General features: G+C 70.5%; 21 protein-coding genes. 9 read left to right on the top strand and 12 right to left on the bottom strand.

Annotation, left to right across the window (positions count from 1 at the left end; translation table 11 throughout):
• Positions 1–81: 81 nt before the first annotated feature.
• Positions 82–570, bottom strand: coding sequence for a GNAT family N-acetyltransferase (locus ACFY01_RS11350; protein ID WP_390735451.1), 489 nt, complete (start codon positions 568–570; stop codon positions 82–84).
• Between the two features lie 59 nt (positions 571–629).
• Here ACFY01_RS11350 and ACFY01_RS11345 point away from each other — a divergent pair, with 59 nt between their 5' ends.
• Positions 630–857, top strand: a complete 228-nt coding sequence (locus tag ACFY01_RS11345) for a hypothetical protein (protein WP_390735450.1) — start codon at positions 630–632, stop codon at positions 855–857.
• Between the two features lie 28 nt (positions 858–885).
• Here the strand turns inward: ACFY01_RS11345 and ACFY01_RS11340 are convergent, their stop codons facing one another.
• The 5 genes from ACFY01_RS11340 to ACFY01_RS11320 form a co-directional block, all read right to left on the bottom strand.
• The gene (locus tag ACFY01_RS11340; RefSeq protein ID WP_390735449.1) at positions 886–2,160 is read right to left on the bottom strand and encodes a serine hydrolase domain-containing protein; all 1,275 of its coding nucleotides are present in this window, start codon (positions 2,158–2,160) and stop codon (positions 886–888) included.
• 167 nt (positions 2,161–2,327) lie between these two features.
• Complete coding sequence (locus tag ACFY01_RS11335) at positions 2,328–3,104, bottom strand: DUF2182 domain-containing protein (RefSeq protein WP_390735448.1); 777 nt, start codon at positions 3,102–3,104, stop codon at positions 2,328–2,330.
• Positions 3,101–3,715: a DUF1326 domain-containing protein gene (locus ACFY01_RS11330; protein ID WP_390735447.1), complete on the bottom strand. Its 615-nt coding sequence runs from the start codon at positions 3,713–3,715 to the stop codon at positions 3,101–3,103. Before ACFY01_RS11330 ends, ACFY01_RS11335 begins: the two co-directional genes overlap by 4 nt.
• Before the next feature lie 219 nt (positions 3,716–3,934).
• Positions 3,935–5,443: an ATP-binding protein gene (locus ACFY01_RS11325; RefSeq protein WP_390735446.1), complete on the bottom strand. Its 1,509-nt coding sequence runs from the start codon at positions 5,441–5,443 to the stop codon at positions 3,935–3,937.
• Positions 5,440–5,769, bottom strand: a complete 330-nt coding sequence (locus ACFY01_RS11320; RefSeq protein ID WP_390735445.1) for a hypothetical protein — start codon at positions 5,767–5,769, stop codon at positions 5,440–5,442. Before ACFY01_RS11320 ends, ACFY01_RS11325 begins: the two co-directional genes overlap by 4 nt.
• Before the next feature lie 246 nt (positions 5,770–6,015).
• Between ACFY01_RS11320 and ACFY01_RS11315 the strand changes: the two genes are divergently transcribed.
• Both ACFY01_RS11315 and ACFY01_RS11310 read left to right on the top strand, forming a co-directional pair.
• Positions 6,016–9,696 (top strand): S8 family serine peptidase, encoded by a 3,681-nt coding sequence (locus ACFY01_RS11315; RefSeq protein ID WP_390735444.1) that lies wholly within the window; start codon positions 6,016–6,018, stop codon positions 9,694–9,696.
• Positions 9,697–9,786: 90 nt separating this feature from the next.
• Positions 9,787–10,788, top strand: a complete 1,002-nt coding sequence (locus ACFY01_RS11310) for a response regulator transcription factor (protein WP_390735443.1) — start codon at positions 9,787–9,789, stop codon at positions 10,786–10,788.
• Positions 10,789–10,855: 67 nt separating this feature from the next.
• Here ACFY01_RS11310 and acnA read toward each other — a convergent pair whose 3' ends face one another.
• A complete protein-coding gene (acnA, locus tag ACFY01_RS11305) occupies positions 10,856–13,573 on the bottom strand; it encodes an aconitate hydratase AcnA (protein WP_390735442.1) in 2,718 nt (905 codons plus the stop codon).
• A gap of 244 nt (positions 13,574–13,817) precedes the next feature.
• Here acnA and ACFY01_RS11300 point away from each other — a divergent pair, with 244 nt between their 5' ends.
• Both ACFY01_RS11300 and ACFY01_RS11295 read left to right on the top strand, forming a co-directional pair.
• Positions 13,818–14,015, top strand: coding sequence for a DUF4236 domain-containing protein (locus ACFY01_RS11300; RefSeq protein WP_390735441.1), 198 nt, complete (start codon positions 13,818–13,820; stop codon positions 14,013–14,015).
• Between the two features lie 64 nt (positions 14,016–14,079).
• Complete coding sequence (locus tag ACFY01_RS11295; protein ID WP_390735440.1) at positions 14,080–15,609, top strand: helix-turn-helix domain-containing protein; 1,530 nt, start codon at positions 14,080–14,082, stop codon at positions 15,607–15,609.
• A 52-nt stretch (positions 15,610–15,661) separates the two neighbouring features.
• Here ACFY01_RS11295 and ACFY01_RS11290 read toward each other — a convergent pair whose 3' ends face one another.
• Both ACFY01_RS11290 and ACFY01_RS11285 read right to left on the bottom strand, forming a co-directional pair.
• Complete coding sequence (locus ACFY01_RS11290) at positions 15,662–15,853, bottom strand: DUF397 domain-containing protein (RefSeq protein WP_390735439.1); 192 nt, start codon at positions 15,851–15,853, stop codon at positions 15,662–15,664.
• Positions 15,850–16,731, bottom strand: coding sequence for a Scr1 family TA system antitoxin-like transcriptional regulator (locus tag ACFY01_RS11285; protein ID WP_390735438.1), 882 nt, complete (start codon positions 16,729–16,731; stop codon positions 15,850–15,852). Before ACFY01_RS11285 ends, ACFY01_RS11290 begins: the two co-directional genes overlap by 4 nt.
• Positions 16,732–16,905: 174 nt before the next feature.
• Here ACFY01_RS11285 and ACFY01_RS11280 point away from each other — a divergent pair, with 174 nt between their 5' ends.
• Positions 16,906–17,346: an ATP-binding protein gene (locus ACFY01_RS11280; protein WP_390735437.1), complete on the top strand. Its 441-nt coding sequence runs from the start codon at positions 16,906–16,908 to the stop codon at positions 17,344–17,346.
• A gap of 461 nt (positions 17,347–17,807) precedes the next feature.
• Entirely contained in the window at positions 17,808–18,044 is a 237-nt protein-coding gene (locus tag ACFY01_RS11275; RefSeq protein ID WP_390735436.1) for a VOC family protein, read from the top strand.
• A gap of 151 nt (positions 18,045–18,195) precedes the next feature.
• On the opposite strand, the gene ACFY01_RS11270 is transcribed toward ACFY01_RS11275, so the two are convergent.
• Positions 18,196–19,536, bottom strand: a complete 1,341-nt coding sequence (locus ACFY01_RS11270) for a hypothetical protein (RefSeq protein ID WP_390735435.1) — start codon at positions 19,534–19,536, stop codon at positions 18,196–18,198.
• A 165-nt stretch (positions 19,537–19,701) separates the two neighbouring features.
• Positions 19,702–20,292, bottom strand: coding sequence for a TetR/AcrR family transcriptional regulator (locus ACFY01_RS11265; protein WP_390735434.1), 591 nt, complete (start codon positions 20,290–20,292; stop codon positions 19,702–19,704).
• A 226-nt stretch (positions 20,293–20,518) separates the two neighbouring features.
• Between ACFY01_RS11265 and ACFY01_RS11260 the strand changes: the two genes are divergently transcribed.
• Together ACFY01_RS11260 and ACFY01_RS11255 are read left to right on the top strand one after the other, a co-directional pair.
• On the top strand, positions 20,519–21,853 hold the full coding sequence (locus ACFY01_RS11260; protein WP_390735433.1) for a PP2C family protein-serine/threonine phosphatase: 1,335 nt from the start codon (positions 20,519–20,521) through the stop codon (positions 21,851–21,853).
• 102 nt (positions 21,854–21,955) lie between these two features.
• Positions 21,956–23,017, top strand: a complete 1,062-nt coding sequence (locus ACFY01_RS11255) for an MASE1 domain-containing protein (RefSeq protein ID WP_390735432.1) — start codon at positions 21,956–21,958, stop codon at positions 23,015–23,017.
• A gap of 7 nt (positions 23,018–23,024) precedes the next feature.
• Here the strand turns inward: ACFY01_RS11255 and ACFY01_RS11250 are convergent, their stop codons facing one another.
• Positions 23,025–23,519, bottom strand: a complete 495-nt coding sequence (locus ACFY01_RS11250) for a DUF6299 family protein (RefSeq protein ID WP_390735431.1) — start codon at positions 23,517–23,519, stop codon at positions 23,025–23,027.
• Positions 23,520–23,721 lie beyond the last annotated feature (202 nt).

Genomic DNA, 23,721 nt, shown 5'->3' with positions numbered 1-23,721 from the left:
GGAGCGAACCCAGCGGCGGGTTCCGGTCCATCGATGGGAGCGCTCCCACCTCACTTACTCCGGAAGCTAGCTCGCGACGCGTCAGATGTAAACGGTGTGCGTCGGGTTCGTGGACATTCTGATCTTGATGTCTCGTTCGCCGTGCCGAGTGACTTCGTGCAGGCCCAGTCGGCGATAGAGGGCCTGGGCCCGCCGGTTGACGGCGAGGACGTCCAGGGTGAGGTCCCGGCCTTGCCGCTGGGCCTGGTCCAGGAGGCCGCGGACGAGCTCGCTGCCGATGCCGCGGCCCTGGTGGTCGGGGTGGAGCTCGATCCGCGCGAGGTAGATCTCCGTCGGCCGGTGTTCGACGTGGAGCATGCCGGCGTCCGTTCCGTCGGCGGTGACGATCTGCCAGCTGCCCGGGGCGAACGCGCGGGCGTGGAAGCCGCGTTGCTCCTGATCGTCCCAGCCCCAGACGGCCGCGACGTAGCAACCCATGGCGGCTTTGTGCAGCTGGAAGCAGTACTCGCCGTCCGCCGAGGTGGCCGGCCGCAGGCCGATGTCGGTCACCCGGGCTGGTACGTCCTTCACGTGCGCCTCCTGCGACAATGCCGCGGTGCGACGCGCGTCGCGGGTTGGAGAACGAAGCGGTGTCGGTCTTTCTCGGGGTGCTCGCACTGCTGGCGAGCGGCACGTTCATGGTGGTGGCAGCAGGCTACCGCGGTGTCGACGTGTGGGTCTGGGACTGGGCGGACGTGGTGGTCACACGGCGCACCCGGTACGGAGCGCCTTTCAGGAGCCTCACCGTCATGCGGATCCAGTTCGGGATCATGGGAGCCCTCGCCCTGGCGGCCGCCCTGCGCTTCCTGGCGCGCTGACCGCGGTCCCCTGCGAGACCCCCGCCGGTCAGTTACCCGCTGGGACCACGGGGCCGAAGGAGGCCGCGGCTATCCGCTGGACGTAGCGGATCTCGGTGCCGTCGAGGTTGGTGGGGTTGAGGGAGTAGACGATCTTGCGGGAGAGGTCGCGGGTGGCGAACACACCGCTGGTGTAGCCGGGGCGGGAGCCGGTCTTGCCCCAGACCACGACGCCGTTGGAGGACTCGACCCGCATCAGGCCCATGGTCATACAGGCCCGCCCGGCGTCCGCCTCGGTGCGGCACTGGCTGCTGTGGAAGCTGGGGACGTCGGGAACCTCGAAGAGCTCGGCCTGCTGGGCCGGCGGGAGGAAACGGCCGCGGAAGAGCCCGGTCACGAAGCGGTCGAGATCGGCGGGGGTGGAAATCATGCCGCCCTCGGCCCACGGCCAAGGGCTCTGCTCGGTGACGTCCACCGGGTGCGACGTGCCGTCCGGGGACTTGACCGTCAGGTAGCCGTGCGAGTGCGGGCCGGGCAGGCGCGGGTCGTCGGCGTCGGGCACGTAGGTGTCGTGCAGGCCGAGGGGCCGCGTGATCCGGGACCGCACCTCATGGGCGAAGGTGTGCCCGGTGACCTTCTCGACGAGCAGTCCGGCGACGTAGTAGTTCATCCCGTTGTACTGCTGGGCCGTGCCCGGCGCGAACTGCATCGGCTGGCCCGCCATCAGGTCGATCACCTGCTGCGGGGTGAAGCTCTTCATACGGTTGGCGGCGAACCATTCGGGGCTGCCGTCACCGAAGTCCGGGGTCTGGGCGCCGCGCGGCAGGCCGCTGGTGTGGTTCAGCAGTTGGCCGACCGTGACCGGCGGCAGACCGGCGGGCAGGACGCCCGGCAGGTAGCGCTGGACGGGTGTGTCCAGGTCTATCCGGTGCTCGGCGACGAGTTGGAGAACGACGGTGGCGGTGAAGACCTTGGAGATGCTGCCGATCCGGATGTGCCCGTCGCTCGAGACGCCCTGACCGGTCTGGAGGTCGCCCACGCCCGAGGTGCCCGCCCAGTGGCCGGCGCTGCCGGTGATCCGAAGCAGCGCGCCGGTGACGTCCGCGTCGGGCAGGCCGCCGATGGCCGCCCTGAGCGTCGCCGGGTCGAGCCCGGGCAGCGGCGCGTCCGTCGCGGTGGCGGCGGGCGGCGAGGCGGTGGCAGGGGCCGGGGTGGCGGATGGGGCCGCGGAGGCCGGAGCCGCCGCACCCGCGGCCAGAGCGGCGAATAAGGCGCCGGAGACGGCGAGGGCGGACCAACGGGTTCGGCGCGCAAGGTGGTTCACGGTGGGGCTCTCCAAGCGGTGGCGGTCGGACCGGTGGTCGACCGGCCCGATCACGAGTCTCGTGCACACCGGCGGCACCCCTCATCAGGGAAGGCCCCTGAGCGGACCCTGAACGCACCCTGACGTCCGGCCCCGAGATGAGGCCGGCCGGTGTCGTCCGAAGCGCGTCACCAGCCCCGCCCGGTGAGGCCCCGCATCTCCGTCATGCCGCTGCCTGTGAGGTTGGGGGCCAGCATGGGCACCCAGAGGACGGTGATCGCGAGCGCGAGCGAGACGAGGCCGACGACGCGGGCGACGAGCGGCCCCCGCGGCATGCGCTTCTCGGCGGCGACGACGGCGGCCAGGCCCGCCATGGCCCAGAGGTTCATCACGCCGAACGCGGTGAGCAGCAGCATCAGGGACCAGCAGCATCCCAGGCAGAACGCGCCGTGATGGGCTCCGGCCCGTACGTGGCGAGTGGGGCCGCGGTACGACGCGTAGCGCAGCAGCAGGCCGATCGGTGAGCGGCACCTGGTGAGGCAGAAGTCCTTGAACGGGGTGAGCTGGTAGAGACCGTTTACCGCGAAGACGGCGGCGGCCACCGCTGTCCCCGCGGTGGGGTGGGTGGTCGCGACCTGATGCGCACCGACGGCCAGGGCGTATGCGGGCAGTCCGGCGGCGGCCCAGACCAGCACGTAGCCGGCGGTGAACGCGATCATGCGCGGCGCCTGGTGGACGGGAGCCGTCCGCGCGTACAGCGAGGCCACGGGTGCCGTGGCAGGCAGCATCATCGCGGCCATCATGATCGTCCAGGCCACCATGAAGGGCAGCAGGTCCCCCGCCATGGCTCCTGGCCCCATGTCGCCCGACCGAAGGGCCACCCACGCCCAGGCAGCGGCCGCCGTGAGCAGGAGGAGCCCGGTGTGACGCGCCCTGTGGCGGACGGTGATCGTCGTTCTGGTCACGCCGACCATGAGAAGGGCGCGGAGTGCGCGTTGCTGCCGGTGAAGTCCCAGGAGCGGCCGTGGACGCCGTCGCCGACGGCCCGCGTCGACCGGGCGATGGTCAGCGTGCTGTTCGCCGGGTGGAACATGCCGGTGAGCCCCATCACGGGACCGTCCTCACCGAACTGCGGGGCCACCTGGTCCTCGATCGCGATGTCGATGGCGTCCGCCACCCGCACCGTGTGGCGGCGGCCGTCGTCGTGGTAGTCGATGGGGGCGCGTTCGACGCCGAGGACCTTGCCGATGAGGGGGACGAGCGCCGCCATCGGTCCGCCCGCCTGCCCGGAGAAGACCTTGCCCAGCGCGTCCGCCTGGCTGTCGTCGGCGGAGGCGTCGATGTACAGCGCCACCTGCCAGTCGCCGTCGGTCATCACGCGGGGTGCGTCCACGAAGACGACGACGCTGTGGTCCGAGACGTCCACGTCGTCGACCTCTCCCCGTGCGACGTGGAACGCGAAGGTCACCTGGCAGCGCTCGTTGTCGGCGGGGGCCGTGAGGCCCGAGGTGGTGCACGGGCAGACGCTGTCGCAGTTGCAGCTCTCGAAGTACGTACCGTTCACGTTCCAAGCCATGGTTGTTCTCCTGCCTGGTTCACATGCCTGTCAGCGCTGCGGAGCGGCGCCCGGCCGGCAGAACGAGAGGCCTGGTGCGGGCGCCGGCCTGATGCGGCGCCTCGGTGACACGGGGTAAGGGGGCCGCGGACGCGTGACGCGCGCCCGCTCGGCCACGGGATCGACAGCGGGGAAGTTCCTCGGCACGGAAGGCCGCCCCGGTACCTCCCAGGCTAGTCCTCAGGCCGACGCCGTGCCCCGGCAGGCCAGAGGGGTGGGGAGGCCTGCGGTTTCCGGTGCCGCCGGGAGCCGGATGGTGAACTCCGTGCGGCCGGGGGCGCTGGTGGCGTCGATGCGGCCGTCGTGGGCCGTGGTGATCGCCGCCGCGACGGCCAGGCCGAGTCCGGAGCCGCCCTCGGCGCCCGAGGAACGGGCGCGGGAGGTGTCCGCGCGGGTGAAGCGTTCGAAGACGGCGGGGAGGAGGCCGGGCGGGATGCCGGGGCCGTTGTCGCGGACGCGGATGACGTGGTGGGTGTCCGTGGACTCGACGGAGGCCACCACCGCCGTGCCCACCGGAGTGTGCACCCGGGCGTTGATCAGCACGTTGGCCACCACCTGGTGCAGACGGGCCTCGTCGCCGACGACCAGGGCCGGAGCGTCCAGCCGGAGCTCGAGCTGCCAGACGTGTTCGCCGCCCGCCGCCCGCGCGTCCCACACGGCCTCGGCGACGAGCCTGGCGAGGTCCACCTCCGCGGAGTGCAGCGGGCGTCCCTCGTCGAGGCGGGCGAGCAGGAGGAGGTCCTCCACGAGTCCCGTCATCCGCGCCGACTCGGCCGACACCCGGCGCCAGGCCAGCACGGGCTCGATCCGGCCCGCGCCGCGGTTCATCAGCTCGGCGTATCCGGCGATGGAGGCGAGCGGGGTGCGCAGCTCGTGGCTGGCGTCGGCCAAGAAGCGCCGCGTGCGCTCCTCGCTGCGCCGGCGTTCGGCGAGGGAGGCCTCGACATGGTCGATCATGCGGTTGAGGGCGGCGCCCACCTGGCCGGCCTCGGTGCCGGGGTCGGTGTCCTGTTCGGGCACCCTGGTCAGGCCGGTGACCTCGCCGCGGCCGAGCGGTGCGCGGGAGACCTCCACGGCGGTGGCGGCGACCCGGCCGAGCGGGCGCAGCTGGCGCCGGATGACGACCGCGCAGACGCAGCCGGCCAGCGTCAGGCCGACGGCCGCGACGGCGGCCTCGACCTCCACCAGCCCGCCGATCGTGTCCAGTACGTCGTCCATGGGCAGGCCGGTGAGGACCCGGATGCCGCTGGCGTTCAGGGCGGTGACCCGGTAGGTGCCGAGGCCGGGCACGGTGCGGGTGTACGCCGAACCGTCGACGGCGACACCCGCCAGGGACGTGCGCTGGGCCGAGGTGAGGGCGCGGGGGGCGGCGTCCCGGCTGACGACCGCCGCGTCAAGGATCCTGCCGTCGGTGTCGAGACGGGCGGCAAGCATTCCGGCGGGGTGGCCGCGCTCGTTGAGGAAGGTCAGGTCGTCGGGGTCGGCCGGACGGAGCGCGGCACCGCCCACACTGTGTTCGGCCGCGTCGTTCAGCTGGTCGTCCAGGTTGCCCAGCAGGTAGGCGCGTTGGGCGAACACAGTGGTGAGGGCCATTACGGCGCACACGGCTACCAGGACGGCGGTGATGAGGACCAGCAGGCGGGCGCGGAGCGTGCGTCCCCGCGGCCGGGCCGGGATCCGGGCGGTCATCTCCCGTCCACCACCGGCCGGGTGACGCGGCCCTCGACGAGGCCGCCGCCGTCGAGGGAGCGGGCCTCCTCCACGGAGAGGACCGTCGGCGTCCCGCACGGCGGCGTCCCCTGCAGCGGCGTCCCGTTCGACGGCACTTCGTCCGGCACCACGGCGTACGGCGCGCGGCCGCGAGCGCATCGCGGCGCGCGCCGCCCGTCCGCGGCCGGGCAGGGCCGCCGGCCCGCCACGGTGACCGCCACGGACAGCGGCTCGGCGGGTCCGGGCTCGACGTCGACGATCAGTGCGCGGACTCGGCCGGTTCGGGACCCCAGGGTGCCAGTCATGTCCCGATCCTGTCCCGGCCCGCTGAGAGAACCCTGTGTTCCGACTGAGCCGCAGCCGTGCGACCTGGCGCGCACCACCGCCCCCGACCCCGGACAGCCCGCCAACCGCCGTGGCCGAAGGGGGCATTGGCACTCCCCGGCCACAGCGTTCCCTTGAGTCGCCTCCCCCACGGCACTCACTCTGATCTCTGGCTTCCGCTCACCGGGCGTGAAGCTTCTTCAGTGTTCAGGGGAGGAAGTCCACACATGCGAAGACTCCACGCCCTCTGGGCCGTGGCGGGAACGGCCGGACTGCTCGCGGGGGTCGTCACGCCCGCGACGGCCGGCCCCGGTTCCCCGGCCACCGAGTCGCGCGCCACGAGCACGCAGGCCTCCGTCGGTTCAGGTGCCACCCGTACGCAGACCGTCACTCTCATCACCGGCGACACCGTGTCGCTCACCACCGGACCGGACGGCAGGTACGCCGTCGACGTCCGGCACGGCAAGGGCCGAGAGGCCGCCACCTTCGTGTCCAGCGAGCGCGACGGCGAGGTCAGCGTCCTGCCGACGGACGCGATCCCCCTGGTGAAGGCGGGGCGTCTGGACCCGGCGCTGTTCAACGTCACCCAGTTGGTCAAGCAGGGCTACTCGGACGCGAAGACCGGCGCCGTCCCCCTGATCGCCAGGTACGAGAAGGGCGCCGAGATCCCCGACGGCGCGCGCCGGACCCTGGCGCTGCCCGGGATCGGCGGCGCCGCGCTCAGCGCGAAGAAGTCGACCGCCTTCTGGTCGGACATCGCCCCGGCGCTGGGCACCGAGCCCACCTCGAAAGCGGCGAAGAAGCTCGGCGACGGCATCGACAAGATCTGGCTCGACGCCAAGGTACAGGTGTCGCTCGACGTGAGCGTGCCCCAGATCGGCGCGCCCGAGGTGTGGAAGTCGGGTTACGACGGCAAGGGCGTCGAGGTCGCGGTCCTGGACACGGGCGTGGACGCCGGGCACCCGGACCTCGCGGGGAAGATCGCGGACTCGAAGAGTTTCGTGCCGGACGGGACGGTGCGGGACGGGTTCGGCCACGGCACCCATGTGGCGTCCACGATCGTCGGGTCGGGCGCGGCCTCGGACGGCAGGCGCAAGGGCGTGGCGCCGGGCGCGAAGCTGGTCGTCGGCAAGGTGCTGGACGACACCGGCCACGGCCAGGACTCCTGGATCCTCGCGGGCATGGACTGGGCGGCGCACTCCGGCGCGAAGATCGTGTCGATGTCGCTGGGCGGTACGGCGTCGGGCTCCTCCGACGTGCTCAGCGAGACCGTCGACGAACTCTCCGCGGCCACGGGCACCCTCTTCGTGATCGCGGCCGGCAACACCGGCCCCTCCGACCAGACCGTCGGCACCCCGGGCATCGCCGACTCGGCGCTGACGGTGGGCGCCGTGGACAAGTCCGACAAGCTGGCCTCCTTCTCCAGCCGCGGCCCGCGGCTCGGTGACTCCGCGGTCAAGCCGGAGATCACCGCGCCGGGCGTGAACATCACAGCGGCGCGCGCCGCCGGTACCACGATGGGCACTCCCGTCGACGACTACTACACGACGTCGAGCGGGACCTCGATGGCGACCCCGCACGTCGCGGGCGCGGCGGCACTGGTCGCTCAGGCTCACCCCGACTGGACGGGGCAGCAGATCAAGGCGGATCTGGCGAGCACCGCGAAGACCATGCCGGACGCCACCGTCTTCGAGCAGGGCGACGGCCGGGTCGACGCCGTACGGGCGGTCCAGCAGGGCGTCTTCGCCACGCCGACGCTGAGCTTCGGCACATACGAGGACAGCGACACCCAGGCCGACAGCAAGGACATCACCTACACCAACACCACCGACAAGCAGGTGGAGTTGAAGCTGTCGTCGACCCTCGGCGCGGCCGTCCCCGGCGCGGACACCGTGACCGTCCCGGCACGGGGCAGCGCCGCCGTCGCGGTCAAGGTGGACCCGGCCGCTCAGGCGAAGGGCCGGTACACCGGACACATCGTCGCGAGCGCCGACGGCCTCCAGGTCACCACGGGCGTCGGCTTCGAGAAGCGACCGAAGACGTACAACCTGAAGGTCTCGCTGGTGGGCCGCGACGGCAACCCGTCCACCTCTGCCTCGCTCTTCATGCTGCAGGAGCTGAACGGCGCCTACCCGGACACCTACGGGTACATCGGCAGCGGCTACACCTTCCAGGTGCCGGCCGGCACGTACAACACGGCGTCCTGGATCGCCGAGCGGGACGGGGCCGGGCTGGAGAGGAGCACCTCGGTCGTCGGCGACCCCGAGATCAAGGTCGACAAGGACACGGAGGTGGTCCTCGACGCCCGCAAGGCCGTCGAGATCAAGCCGAAGACCAAGCAGGACTCCGAGTTCAACGGGTTCACCACCAGCTGGCACCGCGAAGGGCCGGGCAGCGGCTGGGGGCTGACGTACAGCGAGGGTTTCTGGACCGACCACGTCTACGTCGCGCCGACCGAGAAGGTCACCGAGGGCACCTTCGAGTTCTCCGCCAAGTTCCGGCTCTACGCCAAGGAGCTCACGGCGAGCGTCACCAGCCCGGAGAAGTACGCGCTGCCCCTCGACTACGCGCAGACCTACACCGGGTTCCCGGTCAGGATCAGCGGCAGGCACACGGTGCGGGCGGTGGACGCGGGCGGCGGCACCGCGGCCGACTTCGCCGGGCTCGACGTCAGGGGCAAGGTCGCGGTCGTCGGACTGGACGCCAAGGAGACGCCGGACGCGGCACTTGCCAACGCGACTGCGGCGGGCGCCGGTTACGTCATCGCGTACCACAAGTCGCCCGGGTACTGGATCGCCGGCGTGAAGAGCACGACGATTCCGCTGATGATCGCCACGGGCGAGGACGGCGCCAGGCTCGCCGGCCTGCTGGGCACCGGCAGGAAGGTGAAGCTGAAGCTGGACGGGACTCCGGTCAGCCCGTACGTCTACAACGTGATGTTCCCGCAGTCCGGCTCCGTCTCGCCGAACCAGACGTATCTCCTGGACAGTGCCGACACGGTGCGGCAGACGGTCCAGTACTACGGGAACAGCGCCGGTGAGATGGCCAAGGACTCCGTGTACCGGTACCGCCCCGCGCAGCTCGCCGACATCGAGACCACCAACGACCTCCACCTCGGCACGACACGCACCGAGTACTACAACGTCGCCGCAGACACCCGTATCTGGCACGCCGTCTATCCGGACTGGCAGTCGAACAGGCCGCAGTGGAATTCGCTGCGGACCTTCGACGCGGCGGGCAGGGTCGCCCCCGAGGACTGGCTGCGCCAGGTCGTCCGCCCGGCCACCGCCACGCAGTACGGCCTCTCCGCCCGCACCGGCGACAAATTGACCTTCCGCATACCGGAGATGAGCGACTCGACGCCGGGGCATTACGCCTCCGTGGACAACGTCCAGGACACCGCGAAGGGCACGCTGTACGCGAACGGACAGCCCGTCGGCGACACCACGCTCGGTGGCTACGGCACCTTCGACGTCCCGGCTGCCGAGGGCGCGTACCGCTTCGTGCTCGACGCGCGGCGCACGGCCGGCTGGGCGGCGTACTCCACCAGCAGCCACACCGAGTGGACGTTCGCCTCGGCGCACACGGACCAGGCGACCACGCTGCCCGTGCTCTCCGTCGACTACGGTCTGCCCGGGCTCGACCTCCTCGACCGGTCCGGCGCCGGGCGTACCTCGAAGCTCTCCCTCTCCGTCCGGAACCAGGAAGGCGGCGTCACGGCCGGTGCCCTGAAGGCCTGGGTCTCCTACGACGACGGCACGTCCTGGAAGGAGGTGAAGGTCCGGCACGGCAAGGCCGAGATCAGGCATCCGAAGGGCGCTCGGTTCGTGTCGCTGCGCGTGCGGGCCGCCGACCGGGACGGCAACACGGTGGACCAGACCGTGCTGCGGGCGTTCGGTCTGAAGTAGCCATTCGGTCTGAAACAGCCGACGGCCGGGGCCGGTCCGCCGACGCCGGCCGTCGCGCAGCCTTAACAGAGATCCCTTACGGTGCCGGGCATGGCGAACTCGGCATATGACATGGCAAGACAGACCCCTTCCGCGAGCCCGTGGGCCGCGGTGGGGGTCTCCGCCTTCGACGAGGTGCTGTACCAGGCGATCCTGCACCAGCCGGACGCCGGTGCGGGGGGCTGGGCCCGGCTGACAGGAGCCTCGCCGGCGCAGGTGCGTGAGTCCTGCAACCGGCTGCTCGAGTTCGGGCTGCTCCAGCCACCGGACTCCATGGGCGGGTTACGGGCAGTCGACCCGCGGGTGGCGATCCGCGCGTTGATCAGGCGACGCGAGACCGAGTCGGAACTCCTCGCGGCCACCGCCGAGGAGATGGCCACCGCGTACGAGGCCGGGCTGCTGCGCGAGGAGCCGTCCCGGCTGGTCGAGGTCGCCTCCGGCGAGGGTGCCATCGCGGCCCGGCTGGGAGAGCTGTACGCGCGCGCCGAGCACGAGGTGTGCCTCTTCGACACACCGCCGTATCTCGCGCCGCCGACCCCGCAGGTGGATCTCCAGGCCGGTCTGCTGCGCCGTGGGATCATCTCCCGCGGGATCTACGCGGCGACCGCCCTGGAGGATCCGGCCACCCTGTCCCGGGCCTGGAAGATGATGGAACTCGGTGAGCAGGCACGGGTGTTGCCGTCCGTGCCGCTCAAGCTGCTGGTGGTCGACGGACGTCGGGCGATGCTCCCGCTGACCGCGTCCGAGGCGGGCGGATACTGCGCCGTCGTGGTGTGGCACTCGGCGGTGACCGAGGCCCTGCAGAAGCTGTTCGAGCTGGCCTGGCAGCAGGCCACGCCCCTCGGCCAGGCGGCCGGCGACGGTGAACTCTCCGAGGGCGAAAGCACGTTGACACGGCTGCTGGCGTCCGGGATGAAGGACGAGGCGGTGGCCCGCCATCTCGGCGTGAGCCTCAGGACGCTGCGGCGGCGGGTGAGCGAACTGCAGGACCGGCTGGGGGCGGCGAGCCGGTTCCAGCTGGGGGTACGGGCCTCACAGCGCGGCTGGGTCTAGGGCCGGGACGGCGAAGGGCCGCGCCCCCCTGACGAGGAACGCGGCCCTGACCGCCGTACCGGATCCGCTACTTGCGGATCAGGCTGCGCAGCACGTACTGCATGATGCCGCCGTTGCGGTAGTAGTCGGCCTCACCGGGGGTGTCGATGCGGACGACCGCGTCGAAGTCGACACCGGTGTCGGTGGTGACCTTCACCGTGCGCGGCGTGGTGCCGTTGTTGAGCTCCTCGACGCCGGTGAAGGAGAAGGTCTCCTCGCCGGTCAGACCGAGGGACTCGGCGGAGGCGCCCTCCGGGAACTGCAGCGGGAGGACACCCATGCCGATGAGGTTCGAGCGGTGGATGCGCTCGTACGACTCGGCGATGACGGCCTTGACGCCGAGCAGCGCGGTGCCCTTGGCCGCCCAGTCACGGGACGAGCCGGAGCCGTACTCCTTGCCGGCCAGGACGACCAGCGGGATGCCCTGCTCGATGTAGTTGCGCGAGGCGTCGTAGATGAAGGAGACGGGGGCGTCGGCCTGGGTGAAGTCGCGGGTGTAGCCGCCCTCGGTGCCCGGCGCGATCTGGTTGCGCAGGCGGATGTTGGCGAACGTGCCGCGGATCATGACCTCGTGGTTGCCGCGGCGGGAGCCGTAGCTGTTGAAGTCGCGGCGCTCGACGCCGTGCTCCGTGAGGTACTTGCCGGCCGGGGTGTCGGCCTTGATGGCGCCGGCCGGGGAGATGTGGTCGGTGGTGACCGAGTCGCCCAGCTTGGCCAGGACGCGGGCGCCGGAGATGTCGGAGACCGGCTCCGGGTCCATGCCCATGCCCTCGAAGTACGGGGGCTTGCGGACGTACGTCGACTCGGCGTCCCACTCGAAGGTGTTGCCGGTCGGGATGGGCAGCGCCTGCCACTGGGCGTCGCCCGCGAAGACGTCCTGGTAGGACTTGTTGAACATGTCCTCGCCGATGGCGTTCGCCACGACGTCGTTGACCTCGGCCTCGGAGGGCCAGATGTCCTTCAGGTAGACCGGGTTGCCGTCCTGGTCGGTGCCCAGGGCGTCACGCGTGATGTCCACCTTCATGGAGCCCGCGATGGCGTACGCGACGACCAGCGGCGGGGAGGCCAGGTAGTTCATCTTGACGTCGGGGTTGATACGGCCCTCGAAGTTCCGGTTGCCGGAGAGGACCGAGGTGACCGCGAGGTCGTGGTCGTTGACGGCCTTGGAGACCTCCTCCGGCAGCGGGCCGGAGTTGCCGATGCAGGTGGTGCAGCCGTAGCCGACCAGGTTGAAGCCGACCTTGTCGAGGTACGGGGTCAGGCCCGCCTTGTCGAAGTAGTCGGTGACGACCTTGGAACCCGGGGCGAGGGTGGTCTTGACCCACGGCTTGCGGGTCAGGCCCTTCTCCACGGCCTTCTTCGCGACGAGCGCGGCGGCGACCATGACGTACGGGTTGGACGTGTTGGTGCAGGAGGTGATGGCCGCGACCGTCACCGCGCCGTGGTCGATCTCGTACGACGAGCCGTCGGGGGCGGTCACGGTGACCGGGTTGGACGGGGCGCCGTTCGGGGCGACGGCCGGGGCGTCGGAGGCCGGGAAGGACTCCTGGCCCGCCTCGTCCACGGCGTCGACGTAGTTGCGTACGTCCGTCTTGAACTGCTCGGCGGCGTTGGCGAGGACGATGCGGTCCTGCGGGCGCTTGGGGCCGGCGATGGACGGGACGACCGTGGAGAGGTCCAGCTCGAGCTTCTCGGAGAAGTCCGGCTCGGCCTTCGGGTCCAGCCAGAGGCCCTGCTCCTTGGCGTAGGCCTCGACGAGCGCGACCTGCTGCTCGGAGCGGCCGGTGAGCTTGAGGTACTTCAGGGTCTCGTCGTCGATCGGGAAGATCGCGGCGGTGGAGCCGAACTCCGGCGACATGTTGCCGATGGTGGCGCGGTTGGCCAGGGAGGTGGCGGCGACGCCCTCGCCGTAGAACTCGACGAACTTGCCGACGACGCCGTGCTTGCGCAGCATCTCGGTGATGGTGAGCACGAGGTCGGTGGCGGTGGTGCCGGTGGGCAGCTCGCCGGTCAGCTTGAAGCCGACGACGCGCGGGATGAGCATGGAGACCGGCTGGCCGAGCATGGCGGCCTCGGCCTCGATGCCGCCGACGCCCCAGCCGAGGACACCGAGGCCGTTGACCATGGTGGTGTGCGAGTCGGTGCCGACCAGGGTGTCGGGGTACGCCTGGCCGCCCCGGACCATGACGGTACGGGCCAGGTGCTCGATGTTCACCTGGTGGACGATGCCGGTGCCGGGCGGGACGACCTTGAACTCGTCGAAGGCGGTCTGGCCCCAGCGCAGGAACTGGTAGCGCTCCTTGTTGCGGCCGTACTCGAGCTCGACGTTCTGCTTGAAGGCGTCGTTGGTGCCGAACTTGTCGGCGATCACGGAGTGGTCGATGACCAGCTCGGCCGGGGCGAGCGGGTTGATCTTCGCCGGGTCGCCGCCGAGCTCCTTGACGGCCTCGCGCATGGTGGCCAGGTCCACGACGCAGGGCACGCCGGTGAAGTCCTGCATGATCACGCGGGCCGGCGTGAACTGGATCTCCTGGCTGGGCTGCGCCTGGGAGTCCCAGCTGCCGAGGGCGCGGATGTGGTCGGCGGTGATGTTCGCGCCGTCCTCCGTGCGGAGCAGGTTCTCCAGCAGGACCTTGAGGCTGTACGGCAGCCGGGCCGAGCCCTCCACCTTGTCCAGCCGGAAGATCTCGTACGACTCGTCGCCCACCTGCAGCGTGCTGCGGGCGTCGAAGCTGTTCGCCGACACGACAGTCTCCTTCATTGATGTGCGCGTACCACCGTCAATCCTGCCGCCACGCCGGCTGGGCCGATCCAATAAGGTAAGGCTAAGTTAGGTATCCCTTACCGGAGTGGCGGCTACGGTGCGCCTCGGCAGTTATCTCGATGTCGAGATAACTCTAGTACATGGGGGCGGGATGGTCATGCCCGGACCACCCAGGGGTATCCGAGTGGAGCGGCACCCAGTCCGGCGATCGTCGAAGGAGGCAGACATGCCGCTCACGTTCCGCAAGAGTTTCCGGATCCTGCCCGGCGTACGACTGAACATCAACCGGCACTCCTGGTCCATCACGACGGGCAGCAGGAACGGCCCGCACCACACACACAGCAGTACCGGACGTAGTACGACATCAATGGACTTGCCGGGACCTTTCGGGTGGCGTCGCACCCGTTCGCACAGGGACCATTGACGGGGTGTCACCCGAACGGACCCCCCAAGAGGCGCCATCTCATATCTGAGATAACCTCAACCCCATGGCAGACGACTACCTCGTACGCATCGGCAAGCTCATCCGTGACGCCCGGCAACACCGAGGCTGGACACAGGCGCAGCTCGCGGAGGCGCTCGGCACCAGCCAGAGCGCTGTCAATCGCATCGAGCGCGGCAATCAAAACATCAGCCTTGAGATGATCGCCCGAATCGGTGAAGCCCTGGACAGCGAGATCGTGTCGCTGGGCTACGCGGGTCCGATGCATCTGCGCGTGGTCGGCGGCCGCCGGCTCTCCGGCGCCATCGACGTGAAGACCAGCAAGAACGCCTGCGTGGCCCTGCTGTGCGCCTCACTGCTCAACAAGGGGCGCACGGTGCTGCGCCGGGTGGCGCGGATCGAGGAGGTGTACCGCCTTCTGGAGGTGCTCAACTCCATCGGGGTGCGCAGCCGCTGGATCAACGACGGCGTCGACCTGGAGCTGGTCCCGCCGGCCGAGCTGGACATCGCGGCGATCGACGCCGAGGCCGCCGTCCGCACGCGGTCCATCATCATGTTCTTCGGCCCCCTGCTGCACCGCATGGACCGCTTCAAGCTGCCCTACGCCGGCGGCTGCGACCTGGGCACCCGGACCATCGAGCCGCACATGATCGCGCTGCGCCGGTTCGGTCTTGACATCGCGGCCACCGAGGGCCAGTACCACGCGCAGGTCGACCGCGCGATCCGCCCGGACCGGCCGATCGTGCTGACCGAACGCGGGGACACCGTCACCGAGAACGCGCTGCTGGCCGCCGCCCGGCACGACGGCGTCACGGTCATCCGCAACGCGTCCTCCAACTACATGGTCCAGGACCTCTGCTTCTTCCTTGAGGCCCTGGGCGTCAAGGTCGAGGGCATCGGCACCACCACGCTCACCGTGCACGGCGTTCCGGACATCGACGTCGACGTGGACTACTCCCCCTCCGAGGACCCGGTCGAGGCGATGAGCCTGCTGGCCGCCGCCGTGGTCACCGAGTCGGAGCTGACGGTGCGCCGGGTGCCGATCGAGTTCCTGGAGATCGAGCTGGCCGTGCTGGAGGAGATGGGCCTCGACCACGACCGCAGCCCGGAGTACGTCGCCGACAACGGCCGCACCCGCCTGGTGGACCTGACCGTGCGGCCCTCCAAGCTGGAGGCGCCCATCGACAAGATCCACCCGATGCCGTTCCCCGGCCTGAACATCGACAACGTCCCGTTCTTCGCGGCCATCGCGGCGGTCGCCCAGGGCAAGACGCTGATCCACGACTGGGTCTACGACAACCGCGCGATCTACCTGACCGACCTCAACCGCCTCGGCGGCCGGCTCCAACTCCTCGACCCGCACCGCGTCCTGGTCGAGGGCCCCACCCGCTGGCGCGCCGCCGAGATGATGTGCCCGCCCGCACTGCGCCCCGCCGTGGTCGTACTGCTGGCGATGATGGCCGCCGAGGGTACGTCGGTGCTGCGCAACGTGTACGTCATCAACCGGGGTTACGAGGACCTCGCGGAGCGGCTGAACTCGATCGGGGCGCAGATCGAGATCTTCCGGGACATCTGACCCCTGCTGGAGGCGTGCCGCCCGTGACATGGCGGGCGGCACACCAAGCCACTCAGCGGTCCGAGGTGAACCGCACGAACCGCCCCCAGCCTTCGCGGCCGATCGCGAAGGCCGGCCGAGTTACGTCCTTGGAGTCCCTTACGTGGACGGCCTGTTCGGCGACCGCGACCTCAACGCAGTCATCGCCCTGGGTGCCGCTGTAGCTGGACTTGAACCAGGCGAGTTCCGTCGTACCGCTGCTCATAGCTCTCCTCGGAGTCGCTCCAGCAGGTCCCGGGTTTCTCTCGGGTTGAGGGCCTGCGAGCGCAGTGTGTCATAGCGTCGGCAGAGCAGAATCATCTCTTTCGGGTCGGAGATCAGCCGCCCGTTCTGCTGCCCCTCGGAGTACCCGAGCCGTCGCCCCTCCGGGGTCTCCAAGATCCGCACAGGCCCATCCAGACACCCGTGGAACTCCAGCTCCAGAGGCACCACTTGCAGCGTCACGTTGCGCGGCGCAGTGAGTTCAAGGACATGGTCCAGCATGCTCACCTGCACCTGCGCCCCGCCCAACCCGCGCCGGAAAACGGACTCCTCCACGATGAAACTGAACGGCACCGTGGGCCGCTCCCACATCATCGTCTGTCGCTCAAGCCGCGCAGCGAGCTGAGCCTCCGTCTGCTCATCGGTCAGCAACGGAATGCTGTTGTCGAACACCGCCCGCGCATACGCCTCCGACTGCAACAGCCCCGGCACCAACCGGCACTCGTACGTGCACAGGCTCACCGCCTCCCGCTCCAGCCGAGCCCACCGCCGAAACCAAGCCGCGAGACCCGCCTCGCCCCGACTCAGATGCCGGGCGGCCTTCCGGAGTGCACCCGTGTTGCCGAGGGCTTCCTCCGCGCGCTCCACGAAGGCCTGGTCCGGCATGCGGCGACCCAACTCCACCGATTCCACGGTGTGTTTGGAGTACTGGACGCGAGCGCTGAGGTCGACCCGGCTGAGCCCCGCGTGTTCACGTAACGCCTGGACGACCGCGCCGAACGTGCGCAGACTGTCCGACGGGTGGGGCTCCCGCTCCCACTCCCCCGCAGGGACCGCCCGCGCACCGACGTCCCCGGCCACGTCCGCTTCGACGATGTCCATTCGCCGCCCCTCGTTCCGTACCGCGCCGCGACAGACCCTCGCGCCTCCGCGCCACCTGCATCGCTCAGCGTGACGGAACACCTCACGTACCGTCCACCCAATGTGCCCGTACGCTCACTGCGCGTACGGGGTCACATACTCGCTCACGCCCTCCCCGACGGCCACGCTGGCGTCATGAACCACCCCTCCCCCCAACTCGACGCCCCCACCCGCACCTTTACGCAACTGCTGTCCTCCACGCGGCGCGGCGCCCGGCTCGCCCGGCTTCTCGCCGTCACGGAGTTGCGTTCCTGGGGCACCTCGCAGGACCTCACGGAGCGTGCCGAAGTCGTCGTCGCGGAGCTGGCCGCCAACGCCCTCTTCCACGGCCGCGTGCCTGGCCGCTGCTTCCGACTGACGCTCGTCTTCGAATCGTCGACCGGCCGCCTGCGGGTGGAGGTCAGCGACGCCCGAGGGGACCTCTACCCGCAGAGGGTGACAGGCGCCGCCGAACCCGAGGCACTCCACCTCGGCGGGCGCGGCCTCGCGCTCGTCACCGCCCTCGCCGACCGCTGGGACTGCGTCCCCTACCCACCCAGCGGCAAGACCGTCCGGGCCGTGCTCCGGACACCGTGAGGGCAGCTACCCCTGCGCAGTGAGCTTGGAGATCGGCCTCTTCCGCAAACCGCCAGGAACTCGCCGACGGGTCCGAACGCACGCTTTCGGGTTGTCAGCCGTGAGGGACCCCTACTCACCTGGGCCCGCCGCGCGCCCCTCTCGGACCTGCCGACGCTGGCGTCTCGGCTGCACGGTCTGGCCGTCAGGGCCGGGCAGTCAGCGGCCGCAGACCGTCTGACCCTTCTGTTCGGCCGCACGGCGTGCCCGGACTGTGCTGCAGACTTCTCGGTGCCGGACCATGTCGTGTCCTTCCAGGCGTAGCAGGAACCTGACGCTCGCGCGCTTCGGCCGGTCACCCGGTTGAGGCGCGCGTGTCTCGATTCAAGGAGAAACCGCGTCCATCGAGCAGTACCTGTCGGCCCTTCTGAAAGTGAGACAGCAGCATGCACGTTCATTTTGACGCAGTAGACCCAGAGAAAATGATCAGGTTCTGGGGCGGCATCCCGGGTTCGGGCGGGTACAGCGTCGGCGAAGCGGACTCTCCGGCTGTGCTACCGGTCGTCACCGTCCTTGTCGGAACGATCGCCGAACAGGTTCGGACGCTGATCGCCAAGGGCGCCTCTCTCGTGCAACCTCACGATGGCGTGCACGCCTTGATGACGGATCCGGAAGGCAACAGGTTCATGGTGGTGCTCGACCCCGATCACGAAGCATGACGTTCTCAGTACCTCGAGAACTGACGGGCACTCACCAAGCTCCGCAGCGACCTCGCCCGCGCCACCCGCCTCCTGCGAGCCTTGCTCGTTCTGACGACTTCAAGTTGGCGGGGGCCCAGTGAACCGTGGAACCGGAGGGGTGTTGCACAGGTTACTGGCGCGACTGGAGCCCGGTGAACGGGTCGAGCTGCAGCGCGGGGAACACCACCACCGAGCCGTCCTTGTCGCGGGCGATCTCGATCGCCACGTCTGTCGGGCGGCTGTTGAACGCGACGCCGTCGCCCAGCTGGTGAATCCGGTGGGCCGCGCTCATGAGGCGATCGACTTCACCGGTCGTGAAGACGGGTAGCAAACCGTTCGGGCGTGCCAGCTCAAGCACCGACAGGCGTACCAGGACACCGGCGATGCCCGATTCCAGTTCGTCGAGGCGCTGCTGATCGCGCTTGAGTGCGCGGGTGAAGTTCTCGAACGGGTTGCCGGGGTCGCTCTGGGCGTGGTCGACGGCCTGGAGGACGACCACCCGCCGCTTCAGCGCGACAGCCAGGGAAGCGAGTTCGAGGTGGGTGCGGAACGTGCCGCCATGGTCGTCGACGCCGGGGAACGACTTGGTCAACGTGCCAAGCTCGACGGCCTCGCCCTCGGGCAGTCTGTCGAGCGCGCTCTGCCATCGGGCAAGGCGGCGGTCGGCTTTGCCCAGCGCCGTGTTGATGGCATGCACCGCCGAGTCGAGTCCCAGCGAGACACCGAGCTTTCCCTGGTCAAGCAGGATGGCAGTGGCCTTGTCGATGGCGTCGCGGCAGCCGTCGAGTTCGCCGTGCTCGTCGTCGAGCTTCTCCTCGTGAAGCTGCTCCAGCAGTTCCGTGATGTGTTCGATGGCCTGCCGGCGCTTGTGGTCGGCGTGCGCACTCACCCCCACTGCCACGGCCATGAGCACGAGCGGAGCGGCCACGGTGAGCGCCGTGCCGCCGGCGGCCGCGGCACCGGCGGTCGCACCGGCCCCGCCGACCGTGCCCGCCGCTGCCGCTCCTCCGACCGGCACGAACCTCGCACCGGCGGCGATTTTACCCGTTGTGTCCACGAGCGGACCTCGGATGCCACCGACCGCGCCCTTCGCCACCATCGGGCGAACGATGCCCTGCCCGAACTGGGCGGCGACCTTCGCCGGGACCACCATGCGATACAGGTTCTCGCCGGAGGCGGTCGCTCTCGCCGCCGTGAGGGAACTTCGCGTCGATTGCGTGATGAACCGCGCCAGTTGCTGCGCCAGGGGGCTCGCGGCGTCGAGCGGGATGCCACGGCCGCGGTCGATCTTCTCGGGCAGCGGATGTACCTCGAGTGTGACGATCGGCTCGTCGGCCAGGACGGCCAGCACTCCGCGCATTTCAGCCAGGCGCTCAGCCGTCATCGACTCGCCCGCGGTCAACCCTGGCACCCGGACGTCAGCGGTCGCCAGCGTCCACACGGGCACGGTCGTCTTGCGGTCGTCAGTCATCGTCTCCCTTAGTTCTCCCGCAACAGCCTATGGCTGACGTTCCACATGAACGGTGGCTTTCCTCGGGTTCACGCGGGGGCGACCCTGAGCGCCCGGTCCGCGACTGCGACGGGGAGTGCTGCAGGGCTACCGGGAAGTGGAGGCGTGTAGGTGCCACGGCTCCCGTCAGCCCGTCCGGCGCAACCCGGCGATGAGGAGGGCGACCAGTCGGCGTGCGTCGTAGCGGGGGTCGGTGTCCGCGCCGATGCAGAGGTTCCCCACGCCGCGCATGAGTTCGAGGGCCGTCACCTCGCAGCGGATCTCGCCGGAGGCGGTCGCGGCTTCGAGCAGTTGGGTGCAGACGGGCACGAGGCGGTCGAGGAAATAGGCGTGCAGCGTGTCGAAACCGGCGTCGCCGGACTGGAGCACGGCGGCGAGGCCGTGCTTGGTGACCAGGAAGTCGACGAAGAGGTCGATCCACTGCCCCAGTGCGGTGTAAGGAGTCGCGCCGGTCGCCAGCAGGGCCGGGCCGGCCTCGGCGCAGGCCTCGACCTGGTGCCGGTAGACGGCGATGATGAGCTCCGCCCGGGTCGGGAAGTGGCGGTATATCGTGCCCGTGCCGACACCGGCCTCGGCGGCGATGTCACGTACCGGCGCGTTCACGCCCGACCTGACGAAGACCGCGGCGGCCGCGTCGAGCAGCGTCTTCTCGTTGCGCCGGGCGTCCGCCCGCTTGGACCGGGCCGCCCGCCCCGCGCCCTCGCCGCCGTCGTTCACCGCACCGCTCCCTTCGCCACCACGCCTGCCAAGGAGCAGTGTTCCTCATCGCCCTGCCGACTCTTTCGGAACATCGTTCCGTTTTGCCCCATGATGCCAGAACCCGGATGGTCGGCCAAGCCGGCCAAGTCGGTCAAGCCCCGAGGCGCGCCGCCCCCCTCTGTGGCGATGACGACCGTTTTGCTGGCATATGCCATCCTGTTTTTCTAGTGAGGAGGCCGGACGGATGGCAGGAATCGGGGAAGGGGGACCAGTCAAGCAGCCTCAGCTTCCCGACCTGCACCAGCGCCTGCGCGCCGAGCTGGGCCGGATCGACGACCAGCTGCGCGCCCTCCTGGACGCCATGGACCGGTTGCAGGGCCTGCTGGACGCGGTGGTGGCCATCAGCCGGGAGGTCGAGCTGCCCGCGGTGCTGCACCGCATCGTGACCACCGCCATGGAGCTGGTCGGCGCCCGCTACGGAGCCCTGGGCGTGCTCGACACGTCCGGAGACCGCCTGCAGCAGTTCATCCCCGCCGGGCTGTCAGAGCAGGAGCACACCGCTCTCGCCAACACCGCCTTCCCGCGCGGCCTGGGAGTCCTCGGACACCTGATCCACCACCCCGGGCCGCTGCGGTTGGAGAACATCCCGGCCCATGCGGCGTCCGCCGGGTTCCCGCCCGGCCACCCGCTCCTGCGCACCCTGCTCGGCGTCGCCATCACCGTCCGGGGCGAGATCTACGGCGACCTCTATCTCTCCGAGCGGCGCGACGGCCGGCCCTTCGACGCCCACGACGAGAACGTGGTCGTCGCCCTGGCGGGGGCCGCCGGCATCGCGATCGAGAACGTACGCCTGTTCGAGCAGGTGCGGGTCGGAGCCGAGCAGTTCCAGCGGCTCCTGCTGCCGACGCTGCCCGACCTGCGGCCTTTCACCGCCGCCGCCATCTACCGGCCCGCCGCCGAGCCCAGCAGGCTCGGCGGGGACTGGTACGACGCCATTCCACTGCCCGAGGGCGTCGTGGCGGTCGTCATCGGTGACGTGGTCGGTCACGATCTGAAGGCCGCGGCCGCCATGGCCTCCACCCGCAACATGCTGCGCGCTCTGCTGTTCGAACGCGGCGGTCCCCCCGGCGCGGTCCTCACCCAGCTCGACCGCACGGTGCAGACCATCACGAACCACCCGGTCACCACCACGACCCTGGCACGCATGGAACCGGCCGGACCGGGCTGGCGCCTCCACTGGAGCAGCGCCGGCCACGTGCCCCCGCTCTTGATCGTTCCCGGGCGGCAGGCGGAGTACCTGTTCGCCGAACCCGGGCTGCCGCTCGGGGTCGACGCCGAACAGCCCCGCCCCGACCACTCCCGCTTCGTGCCCCCGGGCGCCACCGTGGTCTTCTTCACGGACGGGCTGATCGAACATCCCGAGCGGCCCATCGACGAGAGCCTCGACGAGCTCACCGGCCTCGCCACCGAACACGCGGCCCTGCCACTCCAGGAGTTCGTTCAGGCACTGGCCGATCACCACCCCAGCGACGGTCACGACGACATGGCCGTACTGGCCCTGCGCGCCCCGCCCGTCTGACCTCGTGTCCCCCTCGGACGTCCGGCTCGGCCGAGCCCTGGAGGATGGGGCGGATCCGGCGGAAGATGGATTCCGGGGCGATGTCGATGCGGAGGTCGCCCGATGACTGGCGCACAGCGTGAACGGCTCCGGCGCGCTGGTGTGGCCGCCCTGGACATCTGCGTCGTCGCCGCGCTGTACTACGGCTCGGCCGAGATGGGCCTGATCCAACAGCTGGTGCGCGGCCAGGTCACCCCGCTGTGGCCGCCGACCGGTATCGCCCTGGCGAGCCTGCTCGTGCGCGGCATCCGGGTCTGGCCCGGGATCGCCCTCGGCGCGCTCCTGGCCAACGTCTCCCTCGGGCCGTCGGTCCTGGGCGTGCTCGTGATCATGGCGGGGAACACCCTCGCGCCCGTCTGCTCCTACGCCCTGCTGCGCCGTACCGGGTTCCGGGTCGAACTGGACCGGTTGCGGGACGCGCTCGCACTGATCTTCCTCGGTGCGTTCGCCGGGATGCTGGTCAGCTCGACGACGGGCAGCGTGACCCTGGCCCTCTCCGGCGCGCTGAACGCGGGCAAGTTCTGGTCCACCTGGTCGGTCTGGTGGACCGGGGACGCGATGGGCGTCCTGGTGGTGACGCCGGTCCTGCTCGTCATCCTCGCGGCGCGCCGGCCGAAGGGGGCTCCGCTGTCCCGTTGGGTGGAGGGGCTGCTGCTCGTCGCGGCCACCGTCTGCGTCGGCTTCGTCGAGACCGGCGGCACACCCCTGCTGTTCCTCGGCTTCCCGCTGCTGACCTGGGCGGCCTTCCGCTTCCAGCTGGCCGGGGCCGCGCCCTGCGCCCTGGTCGTGTCGACCTTCGCGATCGTCGCCGCGGTCCGGGGGACGGGCCCGTTCGCCGGTCACGACCTGCTCAGCAACATGATCACCCTTCAGGCGTTCAACGGTTCCGCGGCGCTGACCGCCCTGCTCCTCGCGGCGGCCGTCAGCGAACGCAACCAGTCGCAGAAGGAGATCGCGCGAGCCTGCGGGCAGCTCGCCGAGATGGTGGCCAAGGTCGCCACGGGCGCCCACCTGGCCCCGCTCCCCGACGGTGCCGGCCACGAGGACGGGATCGGTCACGAGGAGGGGGCCGGTCACAAGCAGGGCGAGGAGGAGCGCGGGGGACGGACCAGAGGACCGAGGTGAGTCACGGTCAGCGCCGGACCAGGGTCACGTCCCGCTGCCGGACGGCATGGAAGTGCGGCAGCGGGAGGCCGCCGTGGGGGCGCAGCTCCAGGACGGTGGCCTCCACGTGGGCCACACCGGGCCGGACCGTGTCCCCCAGGATCCGGCCGGAGTTCTTCCAGCGGTGATCGGCGCCGTCGCAGCGGGCGACGGTCCTGCCGATGCCGTGGGTGACGGACAGCGCGCTCTGGCTGCCGGATGAGCTGACGGAGGAGACGACGGAGGAGCTGACGGACGAGCTGACGAAGACCGGGCCCGTGCCGGCGGTGCAGCGGTAGGTGCCGGAGAGGCTGACGGTGCCGTCCGCGGCGACGCGGCCCGTCGGGTCGACCGTGACGGTCTCGTACGGGCGGGCGGCCGCGGGGGCGACGGCCTCGGCGAACAGCAGGGCCGGGGCGGCGGCCGCGGTGAGCAGCAGCACGGCGGCACCGGCGGCCGCGCCGAGGACAGGGCGTACGGGCATGGGCTGACTCCCGGATCGTGCGGTGGGGCTTCCACTGGTACCGGCACCGGGTGGGCCCGGGCGTGACCGTCACCCCATCGGTGGCGCGTCACGACGGTCGTGGAACGGTCCCGGAGTCGTCCGCGTGTCGACACACTTCGCGGCGGGCCGTTCCGGCCGGGCCCGGTAAGGGCGCATGGTCTCTCGTACCGGGAGGTGGATG

It is taken from the genome of Streptomyces sp. NPDC001480, assembly GCF_042894725.1.
Lineage (GTDB): Bacteria > Actinomycetota > Actinomycetes > Streptomycetales > Streptomycetaceae > Streptomyces.
The sequence above is the reverse complement of the archived record's forward strand: the minus strand, read 5'-3'. Positions and strand labels throughout refer to the sequence as shown.

Coding starts and splice junctions, on each gene's coding strand:
- ACFY01_RS11330 (WP_390735447.1), bottom strand. CDS start 3,715: ATGGCTTGGAACGTGAACGGTACGTACTTCGAGAGCTGCAACTGCGAC.
- ACFY01_RS11325 (WP_390735446.1), bottom strand. CDS start 5,443: ATGACCGCCCGGATCCCGGCCCGGCCGCGGGGACGCACGCTCCGCGCC.
- ACFY01_RS11320 (WP_390735445.1), bottom strand. CDS start 5,769: ATGACTGGCACCCTGGGGTCCCGAACCGGCCGAGTCCGCGCACTGATC.
- ACFY01_RS11315 (WP_390735444.1), top strand. CDS start 6,016: ATGCGAAGACTCCACGCCCTCTGGGCCGTGGCGGGAACGGCCGGACTG.
- ACFY01_RS11310 (WP_390735443.1), top strand. CDS start 9,787: ATGGCGAACTCGGCATATGACATGGCAAGACAGACCCCTTCCGCGAGC.
- ACFY01_RS11300 (WP_390735441.1), top strand. CDS start 13,818: ATGCCGCTCACGTTCCGCAAGAGTTTCCGGATCCTGCCCGGCGTACGA.
- ACFY01_RS11295 (WP_390735440.1), top strand. CDS start 14,080: ATGGCAGACGACTACCTCGTACGCATCGGCAAGCTCATCCGTGACGCC.
- ACFY01_RS11290 (WP_390735439.1), bottom strand. CDS start 15,853: ATGAGCAGCGGTACGACGGAACTCGCCTGGTTCAAGTCCAGCTACAGC.
- ACFY01_RS11285 (WP_390735438.1), bottom strand. CDS start 16,731: ATGGACATCGTCGAAGCGGACGTGGCCGGGGACGTCGGTGCGCGGGCG.
- ACFY01_RS11280 (WP_390735437.1), top strand. CDS start 16,906: ATGAACCACCCCTCCCCCCAACTCGACGCCCCCACCCGCACCTTTACG.
- ACFY01_RS11275 (WP_390735436.1), top strand. CDS start 17,808: ATGATCAGGTTCTGGGGCGGCATCCCGGGTTCGGGCGGGTACAGCGTC.
- ACFY01_RS11270 (WP_390735435.1), bottom strand. CDS start 19,536: ATGACTGACGACCGCAAGACGACCGTGCCCGTGTGGACGCTGGCGACC.
- ACFY01_RS11260 (WP_390735433.1), top strand. CDS start 20,519: ATGGCAGGAATCGGGGAAGGGGGACCAGTCAAGCAGCCTCAGCTTCCC.
- ACFY01_RS11255 (WP_390735432.1), top strand. CDS start 21,956: ATGACTGGCGCACAGCGTGAACGGCTCCGGCGCGCTGGTGTGGCCGCC.
- ACFY01_RS11250 (WP_390735431.1), bottom strand. CDS start 23,519: ATGCCCGTACGCCCTGTCCTCGGCGCGGCCGCCGGTGCCGCCGTGCTG.